This window comes from Streptomyces sp. NBC_00057, from assembly GCF_045041165.1.
In the GTDB taxonomy this organism is placed as follows: domain Bacteria; phylum Actinomycetota; class Actinomycetes; order Streptomycetales; family Streptomycetaceae; genus Streptomyces.
This window is the reverse complement of record NZ_CP108256.1, coordinates 980,845-998,216: the sequence shown is the minus strand read 5'-3', so window position 1 is coordinate 998,216 and position 17,372 is coordinate 980,845. Positions and strand designations below refer to the sequence as shown.

Here is a 17,372-nt window from a genome sequence, read left to right as displayed (position 1 = left end):
CGCTGCTGGAGGAGCTGACGGACCGGATCGCCGCTGAGGATGATCTCCCCGACGGCCCGGTCATCCGGCTGCGCGCCTACGACGCACAGCACAGCACCGCCCTCACGGACACTCTGGAGGCCTGGCTGAGCACCTTCGGTGATGCGGCAGCCGCCGCTGCCGCCGTACACATTCACCCCAACACCTTCCGCTACCGGCTCAAGCGGCTGGCCGTGGTGGCGGGCATCGATCTCAGCGACCCGGAGAGCGATGCTGCAACTGCGGCTGAACCCGCCGTACCCCTGACGCCGCCCCCGACTGCCGCCATGACACGAGGATCCGCCCGGCCCCGGGTGGGCGGAATGATGAAAGAGTTCCCGGAGCAGCGGGCCGCACCTACGCCCGCATGTCCGCGTGTCTGCGTAACCGAATGTCGACGATGGGACAGATGCCATGCCTCTCAAGGGTGAGTACGAGCCGAGCCCCGCGCAGTGGGTCCGCGATCAGGTCGAGCTGTTCGAGAGCTCCGGGGGGACGGAGGGGACCACGATGCGGGGCCTGCCGGTCATCATCCTGACCACCCGCGGGGCCAAGAGCGGCAAGATCCGCAAGACCCCGCTCATGAGGGTCGAGCACAACGGCACGTACGCCGTGGTCGCCTCGCAGGGTGGCGCGCCCAAGCACCCCGTCTGGTACCACAACATCGTGGCCGACGCCCGTGTGGAGCTGCAGGACGGCCCGGTCCGACACGACATGAACGCCCGTGAGGTCACCGGCGAGGAGAAGACGGTGTGGTGGCAGCGCGCGGTCGAGGCGTTCCCCGACTACGCCGACTACCAGCTCAAGACCGACCGGCAGATTCCGGTCTTCGTCCTGGAGCCGACAGCCGAACAGCACTGACGACCGCCCGGGGGAGGCGCGGGCCGCACGCCCGCGGCGCCTCTCCCGGACGCGGCCTCGTCAGCCGGAGGCGAGGTCAGCGGTGCTCCGGGTTGGGATAGTCCGAGCGGCAGCCCGCATCCCACTCGGAGCGCTGGTTGCCGTGGGCCGGGATGCCGTTCGCACGCCTCAGCATCGTGGCGAGATGCATCAGGTTCCAGGCCATGAAAGAGGTGTTGCGGTTGGTGAAGTCGTTCTCCGGACCGCCCGACCCAGGGTCCAGATACGACGGGCCGGGCCCCGCTTCCCCGATCCAGCCCGCATCGGCCTGCGGAGGGATCGTGTAGCCGAGGTGTTGGAGGCTGTAGAGCAGATTCATTGCGCAGTGCTTGACCCCGTCCTCGTTCCCGGTGATCAGGCAGCCGCCCACCCGGCCGTAATACGCGTACTGGTTCTTGTCGTTGAGGATGCTGGAACAGGCGTAGAGGCGCTCGACGACCCGTTTCATGACCGAGCTGTTGTCCCCCAGCCAGATCGGCCCGCACAGCACCAGGATGTCGGCGGCCATCACCTTCTCGTACAGCTCCGGCCAGGCGTCCGTCTGCCGGCCGTGCTCCCTCATGTCCGGCCAGACGCCGGTCGCGATGTCGTGGTCGACGGCCCGGACCACCTCGGTGGTGACGCCGTGCTCCTCCATGATCGCGCGGCTGTGGTCGATCAGCCCCTGCGTATTGCTGGTCTCCGGGGAGCGTTTGAGCGTGCAGTTGAGGTAGAGCGCGCGCAGATCGTCGAAGCGGTAGGTGTCATCGGTGCGGCCGGGCGACGACATGCGGGGGCTCCTCGGTATGTATACGGGGAAGGGGTGTGAATCCCGGTTTACCGTCATGTACGGCCGTACCGGGCGGTAGGCGCGCGGATGCCCCCCCATACGCAGCAGGTCCGGCCCCCGGTCCCGCCGGGCCTGCCGCGCCGGTGCAGTGGGCGCCGCCCCCGGTCATCAGGCGGATGCGCTCGGCGCTCCGGTCGTGCCTGCCGCGGGCGTGTCATTGCGGGTCGCCGCCCACACGACGAGCGCGAGTGCGCTGATCGCGGCGCCGAGAACGCACACCGCACCCCATCCGGCGATCGCGTATACGGTCGTCGAGGCGAGGGCGCCCGCAGCGCTGCCGACCGAGTAGAAGACCATGTAACCGCCGATCAGACGGCTGCCCGCGTCGGGACGGACCGCGTAGATCAGGCTCTGGCTGGTCACATGGACGGCCTGCACGGCGAGGTCGAGGACGATCGCGCCGATCACCAGTGCCCACAGCGACTGCCGGGTGAGGGAGAGGGGGAGCCACGACACGGTGAGCAGGGCCAGTGCGACGCCGGTAGTCCACCCGGCGAGGCCGCGGTCGTGCAGGCGCCCGGCCGGAGCGGCCGCGAGCGCGCCCGCCGCCCCCGCGAGCCCGAACGCTCCGATCGCGGTGTGCGACAGCGACAGTGGGGGTTCGCTCAGCGGCAGCGCGACGCAGCTCCACAGGGTGCTGAACGCGGCGAAGATCAGCAGGGCGAGCAGAGCCCGGACACGGAGTACGCGTTCCTCGGCGAACAGGACGAGTGTGGAACGCAGCAGCTGCATGTATCGCATGGATGCGGGCGGTGTGGTGCGTCGTGGCAGCACACGATGCAGGGACAGGGCGAGCGCGAGGGTCAGAGCCGCCGATGTGAGGTAGACCGTTCGCCAGCCCGCCAGGTCGGCCAGTGCGCCGGAGACCGTGCGGGCCAGCAGGATTCCGATGACGATTCCGCTGGTGACCAGGCCGACCGCGCGGCCGCGTCGGTCCGGGGCGGACAGCGATGCGGCGAAGGCCACGAGGGTCTGCGTCACCACGGCGAGAAAGCCCACCGCGGCCAGGGCGGTCAGCAGGATCGGTGCGGTGGCCGCGGTCCCGGTTGCGATGAGTGCCGTCGCCAGCAGTACCAGCTGGGTCACGACGAGGCGCCGCCGGTCGACCAGATCGCCGAGGGGCACGAGCAGGAACAGCCCGAGGCCGTACCCGATCTGGGTGAGGGTGACGACGATACCGATGGTCGCCGCACTGATCCGGAAGTCCTGGCTCAGGGTGACCAGTAGGGGTTGCGCGAAGTAGACATTGGCCACCGCCACGCCGGACGCGACCGCGAACAGCAGTGTCGTGCGTCCGGACAGGGTGCGAGCCGGTGTCGCCCCGTTCGCGTTCTCGGATCTCATCGTTCTCTCGCTGCCGGTCACGTGGCATCCCTCGATCGCATTGGTTGCATGTTGCTACCGGGCTGACCGTATCCGCGCCTGGTAGCATGTTGCAACCGACGGTGTGAGGGAGGACGGCATGGTCAAGCGGACACGCTTCGACGAGAGCGACTGCCCGGTGGCTCGTTCGGTCGACGCGATCGGCGACTGGTGGTCGCTCCTGATCGTCCGCGACGCGTTCGACGGCAGTCGCCGCTTCGGGGAGTTCCAGCGCAGCCTGGGCGTGGCGAAGAACATCCTCGCGTCGCGCCTGCGCGATCTGGTCGCGGGCGGCATCTTCGACATGGCGCCGGCGGCCGACGGCAGCGCGTACCACGAATACGTGCTGACGCCCAAGGGCAGGGATCTCTTCCCGGTCATCGTCGCGCTGCGGCAGTGGGGCGAGGGCCACTTCTTCGATCCCGGCGAACCGCACTCAAAGATGGTCGACCTGCGGCACGGGCGTCCGCCCCGGGCACTGGAGGTCCACTCGGCCGACGGGCGGCAGCTCGGACCGGACGACATCACGGTGAAGAAGGTCGAACGCCCCGCGGCCTCGGCGGCAGCGTCCGAATAGGCCGACGCGCCGCACGGCCCGGCGCCGCCGCCACTCCCCGACCGTCCGCGTCACACGCGTACGACCTCACACGGCCCCCGGACAGTCGATCAGGACGCGCGTCCGCCCGCCTTCCCGCGCTCCAATGGACGGGTGACCGCGCCTCCCGACGACTGCCTCGCGCGCAATGAGTGGCTCTGCGGTGCCTACCTGACCAGCCGTCGCGAGATTCTCTGGGACGCCGTCGTCCAGCACCTGCAGCTCACCGCGGCCTCCGTACTCCTCGGACTGGTCCTCGCCGTTCCGCTCGCCCTCGCGGCGCGCCGCCGGCGCTGGGCGGCCGGCCCGGTCCTCGGCGTGACGACCATCCTCTACACCGTGCCGTCGCTCGCCATGTTCTCGCTGCTGCTGCCGGTGTACGGACTCTCCGCCTCGCTCGTCGTCGCCGGACTCGTCCTGTACTCGCTCACCCTCCTCGTAAGGAACATCCTCGCCGGACTGCGCGCCGTGCCCGCGGAGACCAGGCAGGCCGCACGTGGCATGGGGTACGGCCCGGTGCGTCTGCTCGTCGCCGTGGAGCTTCCCCTGGCCCTGCCCGCCGCCATGGCCGGACTGCGTATCGCGACCGTCTCCGCGGTCTCCCTGGTCACGGTCGGTGCGATCGTCGGCTACGGCGGACTCGGCAACCTCATCTACTCCGGGATGAACACGTACTTCAAGGCCCAGGTGCTCACCGCCTCCGTCCTCTGCGTCGTCATCGCCGTCGCCGCCGACGTGCTGCTTCTTCTCGCGCAACGAATCCTGACCCCGTGGACCCGGAGGCGGTCGTGAACACCCTCGCCGCCGCCTGGTCCTGGCTCACGACCCCGGCGCACTGGTCCGGCGACGGCGGCATCTGGAACCGTCTCGGCCAGCATCTGTTCCTCACCGTCGTCTGTCTGCTCATCAGCTGTCTGAGCGCCCTGCCCATCGCCCTGGTCCTCGGCCATCTCGGCAAGGGCGGCGCGCTCGCCGTCAACATCTCCAACATCGGCCGGGCCGTCCCCACCTTCGCCGTGCTGGTGCTGCTGCTCCTCACCCCGATCGGCGGGCACGGCGAGTGGCCGACCATCATCGCCCTCGTCCTCTTTGCCGTACCGCCGCTGCTCACCAACGCCTACGTCGGCATGCGCGAGGTCGACCGCGATGTCGTACGGGCGGCTACGGGAATGGGCATGACGGGCAGACAGCTGATGCTGGGAGTGGAGGTGCCGCTCGCCCTGCCCCTGATTCTCACCGGCGTACGGATCGCCGCCGTTCAGCTCGTCGCCACCGCCACCCTCGCGGCGCTGGCGGGCGGCGGGGGACTCGGCCGCATCATCACCGCGGGCTTCAACCTCGCCTCCACAGCGCAGGTGGTCGCCGGGGCCGTGCTCGTAGCCGTCTTCGCCCTGATCGTCGAAGGGCTCTTCGAAGTGGCACAACGGCTTGCCCCCGACCGGTTCCGTGGCGAGGAATCAGGATGAGGCCGCGAAGGGCCCTACCCGCGCTCCTCGCGCTCCTGCTGTCGGCGAGCGCCTGCAGCACCGGGCCCTCTCTGGAGAACCAGGGCGAGGTCACCGCACCGCCGGGCGACAGCAAACACCTCACCATCGCCTCCGCGGGCTTCACCGAGAGCGATCTGCTCGCCCAGATGTACGCGCTGCTGCTCGGACGGGCCGGCTACTCCACGAAGATCATCTCCGTCACCAACCGTGAGATCTACGAACCGGCGCTGGAGAGCGGCCAGATCGACGTCGTACCGGAGTACGCGGCCACCTTCGCGGACTGGCTGAACGCCAGGAAGAACGGCGCCGACTCAGCCCCCGTCGGCTCGCCCGACCTCGCCGCCACGATGAAGGCCCTGCGCGCCCTCGCCGCACCCCGTGGCCTCACCGTCCTCGACCCCGGGCGCGCCGTCGACCAGAACGCCTTCGCGGTCGCCGCCCCGTACGCGGCGGAACACCACCTGAAGACCCTCAGCGACCTCGGCGGATCCGGACTGCCCGTGCGCCTGGCAGCCGGCGACGAATGCGTACAACGCCCTTACTGCGCACCCGGGCTGAAGAAGACGTACGGCATCCGCATCACGGCCGTGGACCCCAAGGGTGTCGGCACCACCCAGGCCAAACAGGCCGTCCGGAACGGTCACGACCAGATGGTCCTGACCACCACCACCGACGCCACCCTCGACGACTTCGGCCTCGTCCTGCTCGCCGACGACAAGCACCTGCAGAACGCCGACTACCTCGTCCCCGTCGTCAACCGGTCCCGGGCGGGCAGCGAAGGCGTACGCAAGGCGCTGAGCAAGCTCAACACCGTACTGACGACCGCCGACCTGGCCCGGCTCAACGAGCAGGTCGACAGCTGGCGACGGCTGCCCGAGGACGTGGCACGCATCTACCTGGAGTCCAAGAACCTCATCCCGCGCGGCTAGTAGCGACACGCTACTAGGGCCTTTCTTCGGGATCAGGCCGTCAGCTTCCCGGGCAGCCAGCCCAGCTGCGCGGCCTCCTGGAACGGCCCACCGCCCTCGTGATCGTTGAAGTCGTACACCTCGATGGCCTTGTCCTGGTGGGCGTAGGCGTTGAAGGCGGCGAAGACGGTCGAGGGCGGGCAGGTCATGTCCTCCAGAGCCGTCGAGAACAACGCCGGTGCACGCCCGCGTGCGGCGAAGTGCACCCCGTCGAAGTAGGACAGAGTGGCCCTCGCCTGTTCGGCCCGGCCCCGGTGCGTCTTGAGGTAGCTGCCCACCTCGCGGTACGGGTTGCGGTCGGTGACGGTGAGCGCGCGGGGGAAGTCGCACAGGAACGGGACGTCCGGCGCGATCGCCGTGAGGTCGGGTATCAGCCCGCCGACGGCGAGCGTGATGCCGCCGCCCTGACTCGCACCGACGGCCGCGGTGCGCGCCGCATCGGTCAGCGGATGCGAGCGCGCCGCCTCCACCGCACGTACCGCGTCGGTGAACACGCGCCGGTAGTAGAACGCGTGCGGGTCCTCGATGCCCCGGGTCATGAAACCGGGGTAAGAGGGCGCGCTGCCCACTGGGTCGGGGGTGTCGCCGACGAGCCAGCCGCTGCCCTGGCCCCGGGTGTCCATCACGAAGTGGGCGAAACCGGCCGACGCCCAGAGCAGATGGGTGTGGGCCAGGCCCCGCCCGCCGCCGTAGCCGATGAACTCCACGACCACCGGCAGCGGTTCGGTGGTGCCCGCCGGGAGAACGAACCAGCCCTTGACCGGGTGACCGCCGAAGCCCGCGAATGTCACGTCGTACACGTCGACGGTCGTCAGCCCCGTGCCCGTACGCAGCTCGAACCGGGCGTCGAGGTCGTGGGACCTGGCCTCGTCGAGGGTCTTCGACCAGAACGCGTCGAAGTCCTCCGGCTCCACCGAACGGCTGCGATAGTCGCGCAGTTCGTCGAGGGGCAGATCGAACAGGGACATGCGGAACCGCCTTCTTCGCAGGGGTGAGTGATCACCAGGGGGGATGGTTGATCACACCGTACGGGTGCGGGCGGCGCGCGGACGAGGGTGCCCTTGCGTCGGGAAGAAGTTGTGTCCGAACTCTTGCCGGGCATCGGACCGGCCCTCACAGCACTCGTTAATGCGCATTATCTGATCGCGGGCCGGCTCACGGTGCTCACCGAGCACCGATCCGTGACGGCGGAGGCGGATAACGATGTCATCCGGGCGGTGACCCTGGAGAACCTCCGGACCGGCGACCGCACCACCGTCACCGCCCGCTACGTCATCGACGCCACCGAGACCGGCGAACTCCTCGAACTCGGCGGCGTCGAGCACGCCATCGGCGCCGAGGCGCAGAGCGAGTTCGACGAACCGAACGCCCCCGAGCAGGCCCAGCCGCTCAACCAGCAGGGCATGACCGTCTGCTTCGCGCTCGCCCACAACGAGGGCGAGAACCACACCATCGACCGCCCTGCCGACTACGGGTTCTGGCGCTCCTACCGCCCCGACTTCTGGCCCGGCCCGCTCCTCGGCTTCCAGGCGCCCGACCCCCGCTCCCTGGAATCGGCACCGCGCACCTTCGTCCCCAACCCGGACATCGACCCGCTCGCCATCAATGCCGACCGGAGTGCAGACGCGGGCGACAAGGAACTGTGGGGCTTCCGCCGCATCCTCGCCCGCGGGATGCACCGCCCCGGCGCCTTCGACTCCGACATCACACTCGTCAACCGGCCGCTCAACGACTACTGGCTCAAGCCGCTCGTCGGCGCCGGTGAAGAGGTACCCGCCCAAGCGGTCGCCGAGGCGCGGCAGCTGTCGCTCTCGCTCCTGTACTGGCTGCAGACCGAGGCTCCGCGTCAGGACGGCGGCACCGGCTTCCCCGGACTGGGGATCCGCCCCGACATCACCGGTATCGACGACGGCCTCGCCAAGGCCCCGTACGTACGCGAGTCCCGCCGGATCAAGGCCGTCACCACCGTCACCGAGCACGACGTGGCGATCGACCTCGTCGGTCCGCACGGCGGGACACGCCACCGGGACGCGGTCGGAGTCGGCAGCTACCGCATCGATCTGCACCCCTCCACCGGAGGCGACAACTACCTCGACATCGGCTCGGTGCCGTTCGAGATCCCGCTCGGCGCCCTCGTGCCGCGCCGCGTCCGCAATCTGCTGCCGGCCGGCAAGAACATCGGCGCCACCCACATCACGAACGGCTGCTACCGGCTCCACCCGGTGGAGTGGAACGTCGGCGAGGTCGCGGGCGCCCTGGCCGCCCACTGTCCCACCGAGGGCGTCGAGCCGCAGCAGGTCCAGTCCGAGGACAAGAGGTACGAGGCGTTCGCGCTGCTGCTCGACCGCGACGGGGTCCAGCGCCACTGGCCCGACGTACGCGGCTACTGAATCACCGGGATCGGCCCGGTGAAACGCCGGGTGGGACAGTTCCACCTGTCCCACCCGGCCCGCCCGCAACCTCCTGATCACCGAGGTCGGCAACGACTTCTCCCGCCGCGACCACCTGGGCCTCTTCCACGACTCGCTCTCCGGCGCACCGGACAACGGGCGCAGCGCGGCACCGGGTTTCGGCACGCAGGACGGGGCGGCGTACTTGGTCTACGAGGCAGGCGAGCGGCTCCAGGGAGCCATTGCGGTGGCCCGAGCCGTTCAGGGTCTGCCCGGCGGATCGGGGCCGGGCAGGCCTCATCCCCCATCCGGCCTGCGGGCGCGGCGAAAACACGTTGCCCGCAGGCCGGAGTCCTGCGACGATCCCTCTCATGCCTGACAACGATTCAAGCGGTTCGCATCAGGTCGCGGCGCTCTTCTCGCACGGCCGTCTGACGGCGATCCCCCGCAAGACAGCCCGCCGCGAGCAGTTGCTGGTCCACCTCACCGAGACGCTCTTCGAGCGGGACCGGACCTACACCGAACGTGAGGTCAACGAGGCACTGCTCACGGTGCACGAGGACTGCTCGGCGCTGCGCCGCTACCTGGTCGTCGCCGGTCTGCTGGTCCGCCCCAAGGACGGCAGCAGCTACCGGCGCGGGCGGTAGGGCGAGTCCTGACCGGCGCGTGGCGTGCGACGCACAGCGCGCGCCCTACGCGTCCGCCACCGAGTCGAACTGCACCTCGTCCCGGCCCACTCCCTGCGCATCGGCGTCCACCGAGCGGCGCAGCGCCTCATGGAGTTTGGCCGGAGTCAGCACGCCGAGGAACCGTGACCCGTCCAGCACCGCGACCCACCCGGCGTCGTGCTGGAGCATCTCGCTGAACGCCTGCTTCAGCGGCGCACCGACCGGCACCCAGGCGTCCATCCGGCGGGCCAGCTCGCCGACCGTGCCGTGTTCCCCGGCGATCCGCAGCGCGTCCGCCGACACCCAGCCGTGCAGGTCGCCCTCGCCGTTCAGCACCACCGCCCAGCGGGCACCCGCACTGCTCAGCCGTGCCGCCGCCGACCTCACCGGCTCGTTCAGCCGGGCGACCGGCGGCTCCTCCAGATCGTCCGGCTCGATCGTGGTGACCGAGAGGCGCTTCAAACCCCGGTCGGCGCCCACGAACTGTGCCACATACGAGGTCGCGGGAGACCCGAGCACCGCCCCCGGGCTGTCGAACTGTTCGATGCGCCCCGCCCCGTAGACCGCGATCCGGTCACCCATCCGGACCGCTTCCTCGATGTCATGGGTGACCAACAGGACCGTCTTCCTGACCGTCGCCTGAAGACTCAGGAATTCGTCCTGCAGCCGCTCACGCACCACCGGGTCGACCGCGCCGAACGGCTCGTCCATCAGCAGCACCGGCGGGTCTGCAGCCAACGCCCTTGCCACGCCCACCCGTTGACGCTGCCCCCCGGAGAGCTGGGCGGGGTAGCGGGAGCCGTACGTCTTCGGGTCGAGGCCCACCAGATCCAGCAGCTCGGCCGCCCGCTCGCGGGCCCTCGCCCGCTTCCAGCCGACCAGCGAGGGAACCGTCGCGGTGTTGTCGAGGATCGTACGGTGCGGGAAGAGACCGACCTGCTGGATGACATAGCCGATCCGGCGGCGCAGTTTCACCGGATCGACGCCGGAGATGTCCTCGCCGTTGACGAGGATCCGCCCCGACGACGGCTCGATCAGCCGGTTCACCATCATCATCGTGGTGGTCTTGCCGCAGCCGGACGGTCCGACCAGGGTGACGAGTTCCCCCTCGGCGACCTCGAAGGAAAGGCCGTCGACCGCGCTCGTACCGTCCGGATAGACCTTGCTGACCTGCTCGAACCGGATCATGCCTGCACGGTAGGAGGCCCCCGGGCGTGCCGCACACGGGCCGCGACTGTCCGTGTCACGGCCATGTGCTGAACTGTCCGTGGAACATCTGATTCAGGAGCACCTTGTGAGCAGCTACCGGCACCCCGGCATCGTCTTCACCGACCGCTATTTCACGGTCCCGCTCGACCACACCGATCCGGGCGGTGAGCAGATCGAGGTCTTCGGCAGGGAGGCCGTGGCGAGCGCCAAGGACGGGGAGGAGCTGCCCTGGCTGGTCTATCTGGAGGGTGGCCCCGGCTTCGGCGCCAGGCGCTTCATCGGCACGGAGGCCTGGCTGGGGCGGGCCGTGCAGGAGTTCCGTGTGCTGCTCCTCGACCAGCGCGGCACCGGCCTTTCCACCCCGGCCAACCGGCAGACCCTGCCGCTGCGCGGCGGCCCGCGCGAGCAGGCCGACTATCTCGCCCACTTCCGCTCCGACAACATCGTGCGCGACTGCGAGCTGATCCGCCCGAAGCTGACCGGCGGCGAACCGTGGACGGTACTCGGCCAGTCCTTCGGCGGCTTCTGCGCCGTCCGCTATCTTTCGGCCGCCCCCGAAGGGCTCGAGGCCGTCCTCATCACCGGTGGACTGCCCTCGCTCGACGCACACGCCGACGACGTCTACCGGGCCGCCTACCCGCGGATCGAGCGCAAGGTCGCCGCCCACTACGCCCGCTACCCGCAGGACGTCGAGCGCGCCCGGGAGATCACGGCTCACCTCGCCGAGCACCGCCCGGAAAGCACGGGACACCGTCTGACACCCGAGGGGTTCCAGTCCCTCGGCATCATGCTGGGCGGCGGCAACGGCAGCCACCAGCTGCACTACCTGCTGGAGAACGCCTTCGTCCGTACGCCGCTCGGCACCGAACTCTCCGACACCTTCCAGGAAGCGATGCGCACGGCCAACTCGTTCGCCGGGCATCCGCTGTACGCGCTGATGCACGAGGCGATCTACGGTCAGGGCGAACAGCCCACCGGCTGGGCCGCCGAGCGGGTCCGGGCCGAATTCCCCCAGTTCGACGCGGCCACGGCGCTCAAGGGCGACGGACCGGTTCTCTTCACCGGTGAGAGCATCCATCCCTGGCACTTCGAAGTGGACCCGGCGCTGCGCCCGCTGCGCGAGACGGCCGAGCTGCTGGCCTCCCGTACCGACTGGGCGCCGCTGTACGACACCGAGCGGCTGGCCGCCAACGAGGTGCCGGTCGCCGCAGCCGTTTACCACGACGACATGTATGTCGACACCGGGCACGCGCTGCGCACGGCGGAGTCGATCCGCGGTCTGCGTACCTGGGTGACCAACGAGTTCGAGCACGACGGGCTGCGTGCGGGAGGACCGCGCGTACTGGACCGCCTGCTTGCCCTGGTCAGGGAAGACGTCTGATCCCTTTCCGCAACGGGAGGAGCCGGTCGCGCAAGTGCGTGACCGGCTCCTCCTGCTACGGGGGGGCTCCTCCCGTTACGGGGCGGCTCAGCTCTGGAGGGCGTCCAGCGTCGCGTCCAGGTTCGTGGCCGAGTGCGGGGCGCGGTTGTACGGAAGCTTCGACAGGGCCGCCGCCATGCCGCACGTGTTGGTCACGGCGGAGAAGACGAGCCCGGAGCCGACGCCGGCGGAGAGCCAGCGGGCGGCCGGGAAGCGCACCCCGGCGAGCAGGCCGGCCACCACGAGCGAACCGGCGGCGAGCCGGACCTGACGCTCCATCGCCCAGGTTGCCCGGGCCCCGGCGGGACGGTCGAGATCACGGCCCTCGCCCTCCCAGGCCGAGGTGCCGCCGGACAGGGTCACGGCGTCGATGTCGGCCGCTTCGAGAATGTCGCAGGCCCGGGTGGAGCGGACGCCGGAGGCACACACCACGAGAAGCGATCCGCGGGCCGCGGCGGACTTCAGAGCAGGCACGGCCTCGTGGAGGCGGTCCAGCGGGATGTTCAGAGCACCGGGAACGTGCCCGGAGGCGTACTCGCCGGGGGCCCGCACATCGATGACGGTGAACTCCGCGAGACGGGCCGCGGCCTGGGCGGGGGAGAGGGAGACGGGGCTGGTCACGAGCAGTGTTTCCTTTCGTTCACCGGGGCTGAGGAGGGACTCGGCCTCTCCTTCCCCATTCAGGCTAGAATACCCCTTGGGGTATCAGGAGGAGGATGTTGTGGAACTCGACATGGCGGCCGACGAATTGAAATCGGTCCTCAACCGACTTCGCCGCGCCCAGGGCCAGCTCGCCGGGATCATCAGGATGATCGAGGAGGGCCGGGACTGCGAGGACGTCATCACACAGATGGCGGCCGTTTCCCGGGCGCTCGACCGGGCCGGTTTCGCGATCATCGCGACGGGCCTGCAGCACTGCATGGCCGACGGCGGCAGTGAGCCCGCGGACCGCGACCAGATGCGGGCGCGACTGGAGAAACTCTTTCTCTCGCTGGCCTGAGCCAGAAGGCGGGGGCTGGTGGCCGGGCGTCGACGCCGTGGCTCACACCACGGCGTCGACGAGCATGAACACGGCCACGGCCAGCAGTACCGCACCGAAGATCCGCTGCAACCCGGCTGTGGACACCTTCGCGGCCAGACGCTGCCCGTCCCAGGCCCCGAGCACCGCCGCCGCCGTGAACGGGGCGATCACCGACCAGTCCAGGGCGGTGGGCGTGGCGAGGCGGGTGGCCAGGGCGGCCGTGGAGTTCACCGTGATGACCAGCAGGCTCGTACCGACCGCCGCGGTCATCGGGACGGCCAGCACGGTGACCAGGGCGGGCACCGCGAGAAACCCGCCGCCCACGCCGAGAAACCCGGTCACGGCACCGAGCCCGGCGCCCGCCCGCGCGGCCCGCCCGGTGGGCACGGGGTCCGTGCCGTCCCCGTCCTGTGCCGCGGGCTCCGCCCGGGGGCGGAGCATCCGTACCGCGGCGACCACCGCGAGCACGGCGAACGCGGCAGTCAGTACCCCGGACGGAATCCGCACCGACAGCGCCCCGGCGACGGCAGCCGGAATGATTCCGGCTGCTGCGAAGAGCCCGCCCGTACGCCAGCGGACCCTGCCCTCCCTGGCGTGGGCGACCAGCCCGGTCAGGGACGTGGCTATGACGATGAGGAGCCCGGCGGTGGTGGCGGCGGCCGGGGTGAAGCCGAGCAGATAGATCAGCGCGGGGACGGCGAGAACACTTCCGCCGCCGCCCAGTCCGCCGAGCGCCAGACCGACCACCGCGCCGGCGAGCAGCGCCAGAATGAGCGTGGTCATGCGACGGTGCCCGCCGCCCCGCGCCGGTCGCGCACCGGCAGCCCCTCGGCGGCCCAGGAGGTCATGCCGCCCACGACGTCGACGGCCTGGGCGCCGCGGTCGGCGAGTATCCGGGCCGCCTGCCGGGACCGGTTGCCGGAGCGACAGATCACCACCACCGGACGGCCCGTCGCCGAGTCCGGCAGCGACGCGCCTCCGGCGAGCCGGGACAGGGGCAGATGGATCGCCCCCGGCGCGTGACCGGCGTGCCATTCGGACGATTCACGTACGTCCAGCAGAACCGCCGCACCGTCGGCGGTCCGCCGGGCGGCCGCGGCCGGGGTGACGCGGCCGGGGCCGCGACGGAAGAAGGACATCAGGGAAGACAAGGAAAGCACTCCTCGGGAGCGGCGTACAGGGTACGGGCGTCGGGCGCCCCGGTGACGCGCGCCAGTTCCAGGCCGCCGGTCACGTAGTCGTTGTGCAGATGCGTCTCCACCACCAGGGCGATCCGCACATCGCGCCGGGCGGCCGCGGCGATGAACCGGTCGATGTCGCGCGGCGGGTCCACGGCCACGGCGGCCCGCCGGCCGCCCGCCAGATAGCTGCGGTTGCCGAGGCCCGCTGTCTCCATGGTGTCGATGAAGAACATGACACGGCTCCTTCCGTTCTACGTACCCCTGGGGGTATCTGCTTTCCAGACTAACACTGATACCCCAGGGGGTATTGCGTCGCGGAAGGGGAAGTGTATATGTCCTGCGTCACGCGCACGCGGTTGCCGCTTCTGAGTACAAAACCGCAGGTCCGCGTGTTGATGTTGTCCAGACCATTGACATGCAAGCGACACGATGTTGAATTCGGGGTTGTTGTGTTGTGCGACTCCGGTGACTTGAGTAATCAATGGAGGACCAGTGACGCCTCGCCCACCCCGTCTCACCGCGCTCGGCGCGGCGGCGACCCTGCTCGCCGGCGGTCTGCTGACCGCCGTGCCGCCCGCCCAGGCGGCCGACAGCACCCGCACCGCCACCCCGGCGAAGGCCGCGGCAGGTCAGCGGACCCCCGCCATCACGCCGACCCCGCAGTCCGTGAAGAGCCGATCCGACCGGATCACCATCAGCTCCACTGTCACCCTGGTGGCGGGCGCAACCTCCGACGAGCCATCCCTCAAGGTGGTGGAGACCGGGTTGCGCCGGGCCGGTGCACAGCGCGTCGTACGCAGCGACAGACCTGGCAGCAGCGGGCTGACCGTCCATGTCGGTGACTCCGCCGCGCTCGCCGCCCAGCACCTCGACGGCCCGTCCGCGCTGCCCGCCGACGGTTATGTCCTCGGCATCGGCGCCGGTCGCATCGTCCTCGCCGGCAAGGACACCACCGGCACGTACTACGCCGCGCAGACCCTGCGTCAGGTCCTGCCGCGGGCGAAGCGTCCGGGTGCCGAGGTGGCCGGACTCGCGGTACGCGACTGGCCCGGCACCGCACTGCGCGGTGTCATCGAGGGCTTCTACGGCACCCCGTGGTCGCACGAGGCCAGGCTCGACCAGCTCGACTACTACGGCGAGCACAAGATGAACATCTATGTGTACTCGCCGAAGGACGACCCGTATCTCCGCGCGAAGTGGCGCGACGCCTACCCCGCCGACCGGTTGGCCCAGATCAAGGAGCTCACCGACCGGGCAGTCCAGCGGCATGTGGAGTTCACGTACGCGCTCTCGCCCGGCCTCTCCGTCTGTTACAGCTCGGACGCCGACGCCAAGGCGCTGGTCGACAAGTTCCAGACGATCTGGGACATCGGCGTACGGACCTTCGCCGTGCCGCTCGACGACATCAGCTACACCAACTGGAACTGCGCCGAGGACAAGGCGAAGTGGGGGACCGGCGGCGGTGCGGCAGGCGCGGCGCAGGCCTATCTGCTCAACCGGGTCAACAAGGAGTTCGTCTCCACCCACCCGGGCGCCCAGCCGCTCCAGATGGTCCCCACCGAGTACTACGACGTCTCCGCTTCGCCGTACAAGAAGGCGCTGTCCGAGCAACTCGACCCCGATGTCCTCGTCGAGTGGACCGGTGTCGGTGTCGTCGCGCCGACCATGACCGTCGCACAGGCCGACGCCGCCCGCACGGTCTTCAATCACCCGATCCTGACGTGGGACAACTACCCGGTCAACGACTATGCGACCAACCGGCTGCTGCTCGGCCCGTTCAACGGACGGGAGAAGGGGCTGCCCGGCAAGCTGGCCGGGATCACCGCCAACCCGATGATCCAGCCGTACGCCTCGAAGATCGCGCTCCATACCGTTTCCGATTACGCCTGGAACGACGCCGCGTACGACCCCCGCGCCTCATGGGGCCGGGGACTGAAGGAGTACGCGGGCGGCGACTCCCGCACCGAGAAGGCGCTGCGGGCCTTCGCCGACGTCAACTACAGCTCGGCACTCAACAAGGACCAGGCCCCCGAACTGGCGGCGGAGTTCGCCGGCTACTGGAAGTCCGGTGACGCCACCCGGCTTTCCTCGGTGCTCGATGCGCTCGGCTCCGCGCCCGGCCGGTTGCGCAGCAGCCTCCCGGACCGCGGCTTCATCGCCGACTCCGGCCCCTGGCTGGATGCGACCGAGTCCTGGACGACCGCCGCCCGCACTGCCCTGCGCATGGTGGAGGCGGCCCGAGCCGGAAAGGGAGCGCAGGCCTGGGAGCTCCGGCAGCAGCTGCCGGCCCAGGTCACCGCGGCGAAGTCCTTCACGTACACCGGCCTCGACGGCCGCAAGGTGCCGGTCGCCGTCGGCGACGGGGTACTGGACCGGTTCATCGACGCGGCGAACGCCGAGCACGACCGGATCCTCGGGGTGAGCGGGCGGCCCTCGGCATCGACCAGCCTGGGCACATACCAGAGCAACACGCTCGCACGGATGCTGGACGGCGACGACTCCACCTACTTCTGGAGCGACGGCGCGCCCGCCGCAGGTGACCAGATCACCGTGGACCTGGGCCGGGCGCGGGACATCGGCGACATCACCCTCGCCATGGCCAAGCCCGGCAGTACCGACGACTACCTCCACGAAGGGGTGCTCGAGTACTCGGCCGACGGGCAGAGCTGGCAGCAGCTCGCCGCCTTCTCCGGAAAGCCGGACGTCACCGCGACCGTGGACGCCGGGACGAAGGCCCGCTATGTGCGGGCACGGGCGACCGCGGGACAGGACAACTGGCTCGTCGTACGGGAGTTCAGCGTCGTGACCGAGGACGGGGCGGTGACCGGCGGACCGCCCGCCGCGACCGGATCCACGCTGCGGGCGGCGTCCGACGGAGACCCGGGCACCGTCTACCGGGCGGCTCGCGCTCCGGAGGCCGGGGAGGCGCTGGAGGTGGGGCTCGTCGATGCGCGTCCCGTGCGGTCCGTCACCGTCCTGCGGCCGGCCGGGTCGGAGGGTCGGGCCGACATCCAGCTGCGGGGCACCGACGGAACGTGGCAGACCGTCGGCGCGCTCGTCGGCCCGTACACCGAGGTATCCACCGCGGGCCGCACGGCCGACGCGGTACGCCTGGTCTGGAGCGCGGGGTCGGCGGCGCCGCAGATCGCCGAAGTGGTGGTGGCCGGCCAGGACTGAGTCTGAGGCCTGACGGGCGGAGTGCGGGCGGGATTGCGCCGTCCACCTCCCCGGTCAGGCCCGTGGACCCGTCCCGCGCCCGGTCCGGCCCGAAGTACTTCGGGCCGGACCGGGCGCATCCATGTCCGCCTCAGGCCGAAACCTGCA

General features: G+C 70.3%; 18 protein-coding genes and 2 pseudogenes. 12 read left to right on the top strand and 8 right to left on the bottom strand.

Features of this window, described 5'->3' with window-relative positions; genetic code table 11:
• Positions 1–2: 2 nt before the first annotated feature.
• Both OG953_RS04945 and OG953_RS04940 read left to right on the top strand, forming a co-directional pair.
• Positions 3–449, top strand: a complete 447-nt coding sequence (locus OG953_RS04945) for a helix-turn-helix domain-containing protein (RefSeq protein ID WP_405691639.1) — start codon at positions 3–5, stop codon at positions 447–449.
• On the top strand, positions 433–879 hold the full coding sequence (locus tag OG953_RS04940) for a nitroreductase family deazaflavin-dependent oxidoreductase (protein ID WP_405682714.1): 447 nt from the start codon (positions 433–435) through the stop codon (positions 877–879). Before OG953_RS04945 ends, OG953_RS04940 begins: the two co-directional genes overlap by 17 nt.
• Before the next feature lie 76 nt (positions 880–955).
• On the opposite strand, the gene OG953_RS04935 is transcribed toward OG953_RS04940, so the two are convergent.
• Together OG953_RS04935 and OG953_RS04930 are read right to left on the bottom strand one after the other, a co-directional pair.
• The gene (locus OG953_RS04935) at positions 956–1,687 is read right to left on the bottom strand and encodes a flavodoxin family protein (RefSeq protein ID WP_405682713.1); all 732 of its coding nucleotides are present in this window, start codon (positions 1,685–1,687) and stop codon (positions 956–958) included.
• Positions 1,688–1,855: 168 nt separating this feature from the next.
• Positions 1,856–3,091: an MFS transporter gene (locus OG953_RS04930; protein WP_405682712.1), complete on the bottom strand. Its 1,236-nt coding sequence runs from the start codon at positions 3,089–3,091 to the stop codon at positions 1,856–1,858.
• Between the two features lie 118 nt (positions 3,092–3,209).
• Between OG953_RS04930 and OG953_RS04925 the strand changes: the two genes are divergently transcribed.
• The 4 genes from OG953_RS04925 (at position 3,210) to OG953_RS04910 (ending at position 6,120) form a co-directional block, all read left to right on the top strand.
• Positions 3,210–3,686: a winged helix-turn-helix transcriptional regulator gene (locus OG953_RS04925; RefSeq protein ID WP_405682710.1), complete on the top strand. Its 477-nt coding sequence runs from the start codon at positions 3,210–3,212 to the stop codon at positions 3,684–3,686.
• Between the two features lie 132 nt (positions 3,687–3,818).
• Positions 3,819–4,496, top strand: coding sequence for an ABC transporter permease (locus OG953_RS04920; protein ID WP_329831811.1), 678 nt, complete (start codon positions 3,819–3,821; stop codon positions 4,494–4,496).
• Positions 4,493–5,170, top strand: coding sequence for an ABC transporter permease (locus tag OG953_RS04915; RefSeq protein ID WP_405691637.1), 678 nt, complete (start codon positions 4,493–4,495; stop codon positions 5,168–5,170). Before OG953_RS04920 ends, OG953_RS04915 begins: the two co-directional genes overlap by 4 nt.
• Positions 5,167–6,120 carry an ABC transporter substrate-binding protein gene (locus tag OG953_RS04910; RefSeq protein ID WP_405682709.1) on the top strand — a complete coding sequence of 318 codons (954 nt, stop codon included), beginning with the start codon at positions 5,167–5,169 and terminating at the stop codon, positions 6,118–6,120. Before OG953_RS04915 ends, OG953_RS04910 begins: the two co-directional genes overlap by 4 nt.
• Positions 6,121–6,152: 32 nt before the next feature.
• Here the strand turns inward: OG953_RS04910 and OG953_RS04905 are convergent, their stop codons facing one another.
• Positions 6,153–7,127 (bottom strand): acetylxylan esterase, encoded by a 975-nt coding sequence (locus OG953_RS04905; protein ID WP_405682708.1) that lies wholly within the window; start codon positions 7,125–7,127, stop codon positions 6,153–6,155.
• Between the two features lie 111 nt (positions 7,128–7,238).
• On the opposite strand from OG953_RS04905, the gene OG953_RS04900 reads away from it, so the two are divergent.
• The 3 genes and pseudogenes from OG953_RS04900 to OG953_RS04890 all read left to right on the top strand — a co-directional run bounded on the left by OG953_RS04900 (position 7,239) and on the right by OG953_RS04890 (position 9,196).
• Complete coding sequence (locus OG953_RS04900) at positions 7,239–8,549, top strand: FAD-dependent oxidoreductase (protein ID WP_405682707.1); 1,311 nt, start codon at positions 7,239–7,241, stop codon at positions 8,547–8,549.
• Positions 8,550–8,616: 67 nt separating this feature from the next.
• Positions 8,617–8,805 (top strand): annotated as a pseudogene (locus OG953_RS04895) (hypothetical protein); the annotation flags it as partial.
• A gap of 115 nt (positions 8,806–8,920) precedes the next feature.
• The gene (locus OG953_RS04890) at positions 8,921–9,196 is read left to right on the top strand and encodes a DUF2087 domain-containing protein (protein WP_398631576.1); all 276 of its coding nucleotides are present in this window, start codon (positions 8,921–8,923) and stop codon (positions 9,194–9,196) included.
• A gap of 45 nt (positions 9,197–9,241) precedes the next feature.
• On the opposite strand, the gene OG953_RS04885 is transcribed toward OG953_RS04890, so the two are convergent.
• Positions 9,242–10,405: an ABC transporter ATP-binding protein gene (locus OG953_RS04885; RefSeq protein ID WP_405682705.1), complete on the bottom strand. Its 1,164-nt coding sequence runs from the start codon at positions 10,403–10,405 to the stop codon at positions 9,242–9,244.
• A gap of 106 nt (positions 10,406–10,511) precedes the next feature.
• Here OG953_RS04885 and OG953_RS04880 point away from each other — a divergent pair, with 106 nt between their 5' ends.
• Positions 10,512–11,807, top strand: coding sequence for an alpha/beta fold hydrolase (locus OG953_RS04880; RefSeq protein ID WP_405682704.1), 1,296 nt, complete (start codon positions 10,512–10,514; stop codon positions 11,805–11,807).
• A gap of 87 nt (positions 11,808–11,894) precedes the next feature.
• On the opposite strand, the gene OG953_RS04875 is transcribed toward OG953_RS04880, so the two are convergent.
• Positions 11,895–12,467, bottom strand: coding sequence for a rhodanese-like domain-containing protein (locus tag OG953_RS04875; protein ID WP_405682703.1), 573 nt, complete (start codon positions 12,465–12,467; stop codon positions 11,895–11,897).
• Positions 12,468–12,567: 100 nt separating this feature from the next.
• Between OG953_RS04875 and OG953_RS04870 the strand changes: the two genes are divergently transcribed.
• Positions 12,568–12,846, top strand: a complete 279-nt coding sequence (locus OG953_RS04870) for a metal-sensitive transcriptional regulator (RefSeq protein ID WP_093896672.1) — start codon at positions 12,568–12,570, stop codon at positions 12,844–12,846.
• Positions 12,847–12,888: 42 nt separating this feature from the next.
• Here OG953_RS04870 and OG953_RS04865 read toward each other — a convergent pair whose 3' ends face one another.
• The 3 genes and pseudogenes from OG953_RS04865 to OG953_RS04855 form a co-directional block, all read right to left on the bottom strand.
• The gene (locus OG953_RS04865) at positions 12,889–13,650 is read right to left on the bottom strand and encodes a sulfite exporter TauE/SafE family protein (protein WP_405682702.1); all 762 of its coding nucleotides are present in this window, start codon (positions 13,648–13,650) and stop codon (positions 12,889–12,891) included.
• The gene (locus OG953_RS04860; protein ID WP_405691635.1) at positions 13,647–14,006 is read right to left on the bottom strand and encodes a rhodanese-like domain-containing protein; all 360 of its coding nucleotides are present in this window, start codon (positions 14,004–14,006) and stop codon (positions 13,647–13,649) included. Before OG953_RS04860 ends, OG953_RS04865 begins: the two co-directional genes overlap by 4 nt.
• A gap of 56 nt (positions 14,007–14,062) precedes the next feature.
• Positions 14,063–14,281: pseudogene (locus OG953_RS04855) on the bottom strand (MBL fold metallo-hydrolase); the annotation flags it as partial.
• 259 nt (positions 14,282–14,540) lie between these two features.
• Between OG953_RS04855 and OG953_RS04850 the strand changes: the two are divergent.
• Positions 14,541–17,225, top strand: a complete 2,685-nt coding sequence (locus tag OG953_RS04850) for a beta-N-acetylglucosaminidase domain-containing protein (RefSeq protein ID WP_405682700.1) — start codon at positions 14,541–14,543, stop codon at positions 17,223–17,225.
• Positions 17,226–17,372 lie beyond the last annotated feature (147 nt).

Coding starts and splice junctions, on each gene's coding strand:
- OG953_RS04940 (WP_405682714.1), top strand. CDS start 433: ATGCCTCTCAAGGGTGAGTACGAGCCGAGCCCCGCGCAGTGGGTCCGC.
- OG953_RS04935 (WP_405682713.1), bottom strand. CDS start 1,687: ATGTCGTCGCCCGGCCGCACCGATGACACCTACCGCTTCGACGATCTG.
- OG953_RS04930 (WP_405682712.1), bottom strand. CDS start 3,091: ATGAGATCCGAGAACGCGAACGGGGCGACACCGGCTCGCACCCTGTCC.
- OG953_RS04925 (WP_405682710.1), top strand. CDS start 3,210: ATGGTCAAGCGGACACGCTTCGACGAGAGCGACTGCCCGGTGGCTCGT.
- OG953_RS04910 (WP_405682709.1), top strand. CDS start 5,167: ATGAGGCCGCGAAGGGCCCTACCCGCGCTCCTCGCGCTCCTGCTGTCG.
- OG953_RS04905 (WP_405682708.1), bottom strand. CDS start 7,127: ATGTCCCTGTTCGATCTGCCCCTCGACGAACTGCGCGACTATCGCAGC.
- OG953_RS04890 (WP_398631576.1), top strand. CDS start 8,921: ATGCCTGACAACGATTCAAGCGGTTCGCATCAGGTCGCGGCGCTCTTC.
- OG953_RS04885 (WP_405682705.1), bottom strand. CDS start 10,405: ATGATCCGGTTCGAGCAGGTCAGCAAGGTCTATCCGGACGGTACGAGC.
- OG953_RS04865 (WP_405682702.1), bottom strand. CDS start 13,650: ATGACCACGCTCATTCTGGCGCTGCTCGCCGGCGCGGTGGTCGGTCTG.
- OG953_RS04860 (WP_405691635.1), bottom strand. CDS start 14,006: ATGTCCTTCTTCCGTCGCGGCCCCGGCCGCGTCACCCCGGCCGCGGCC.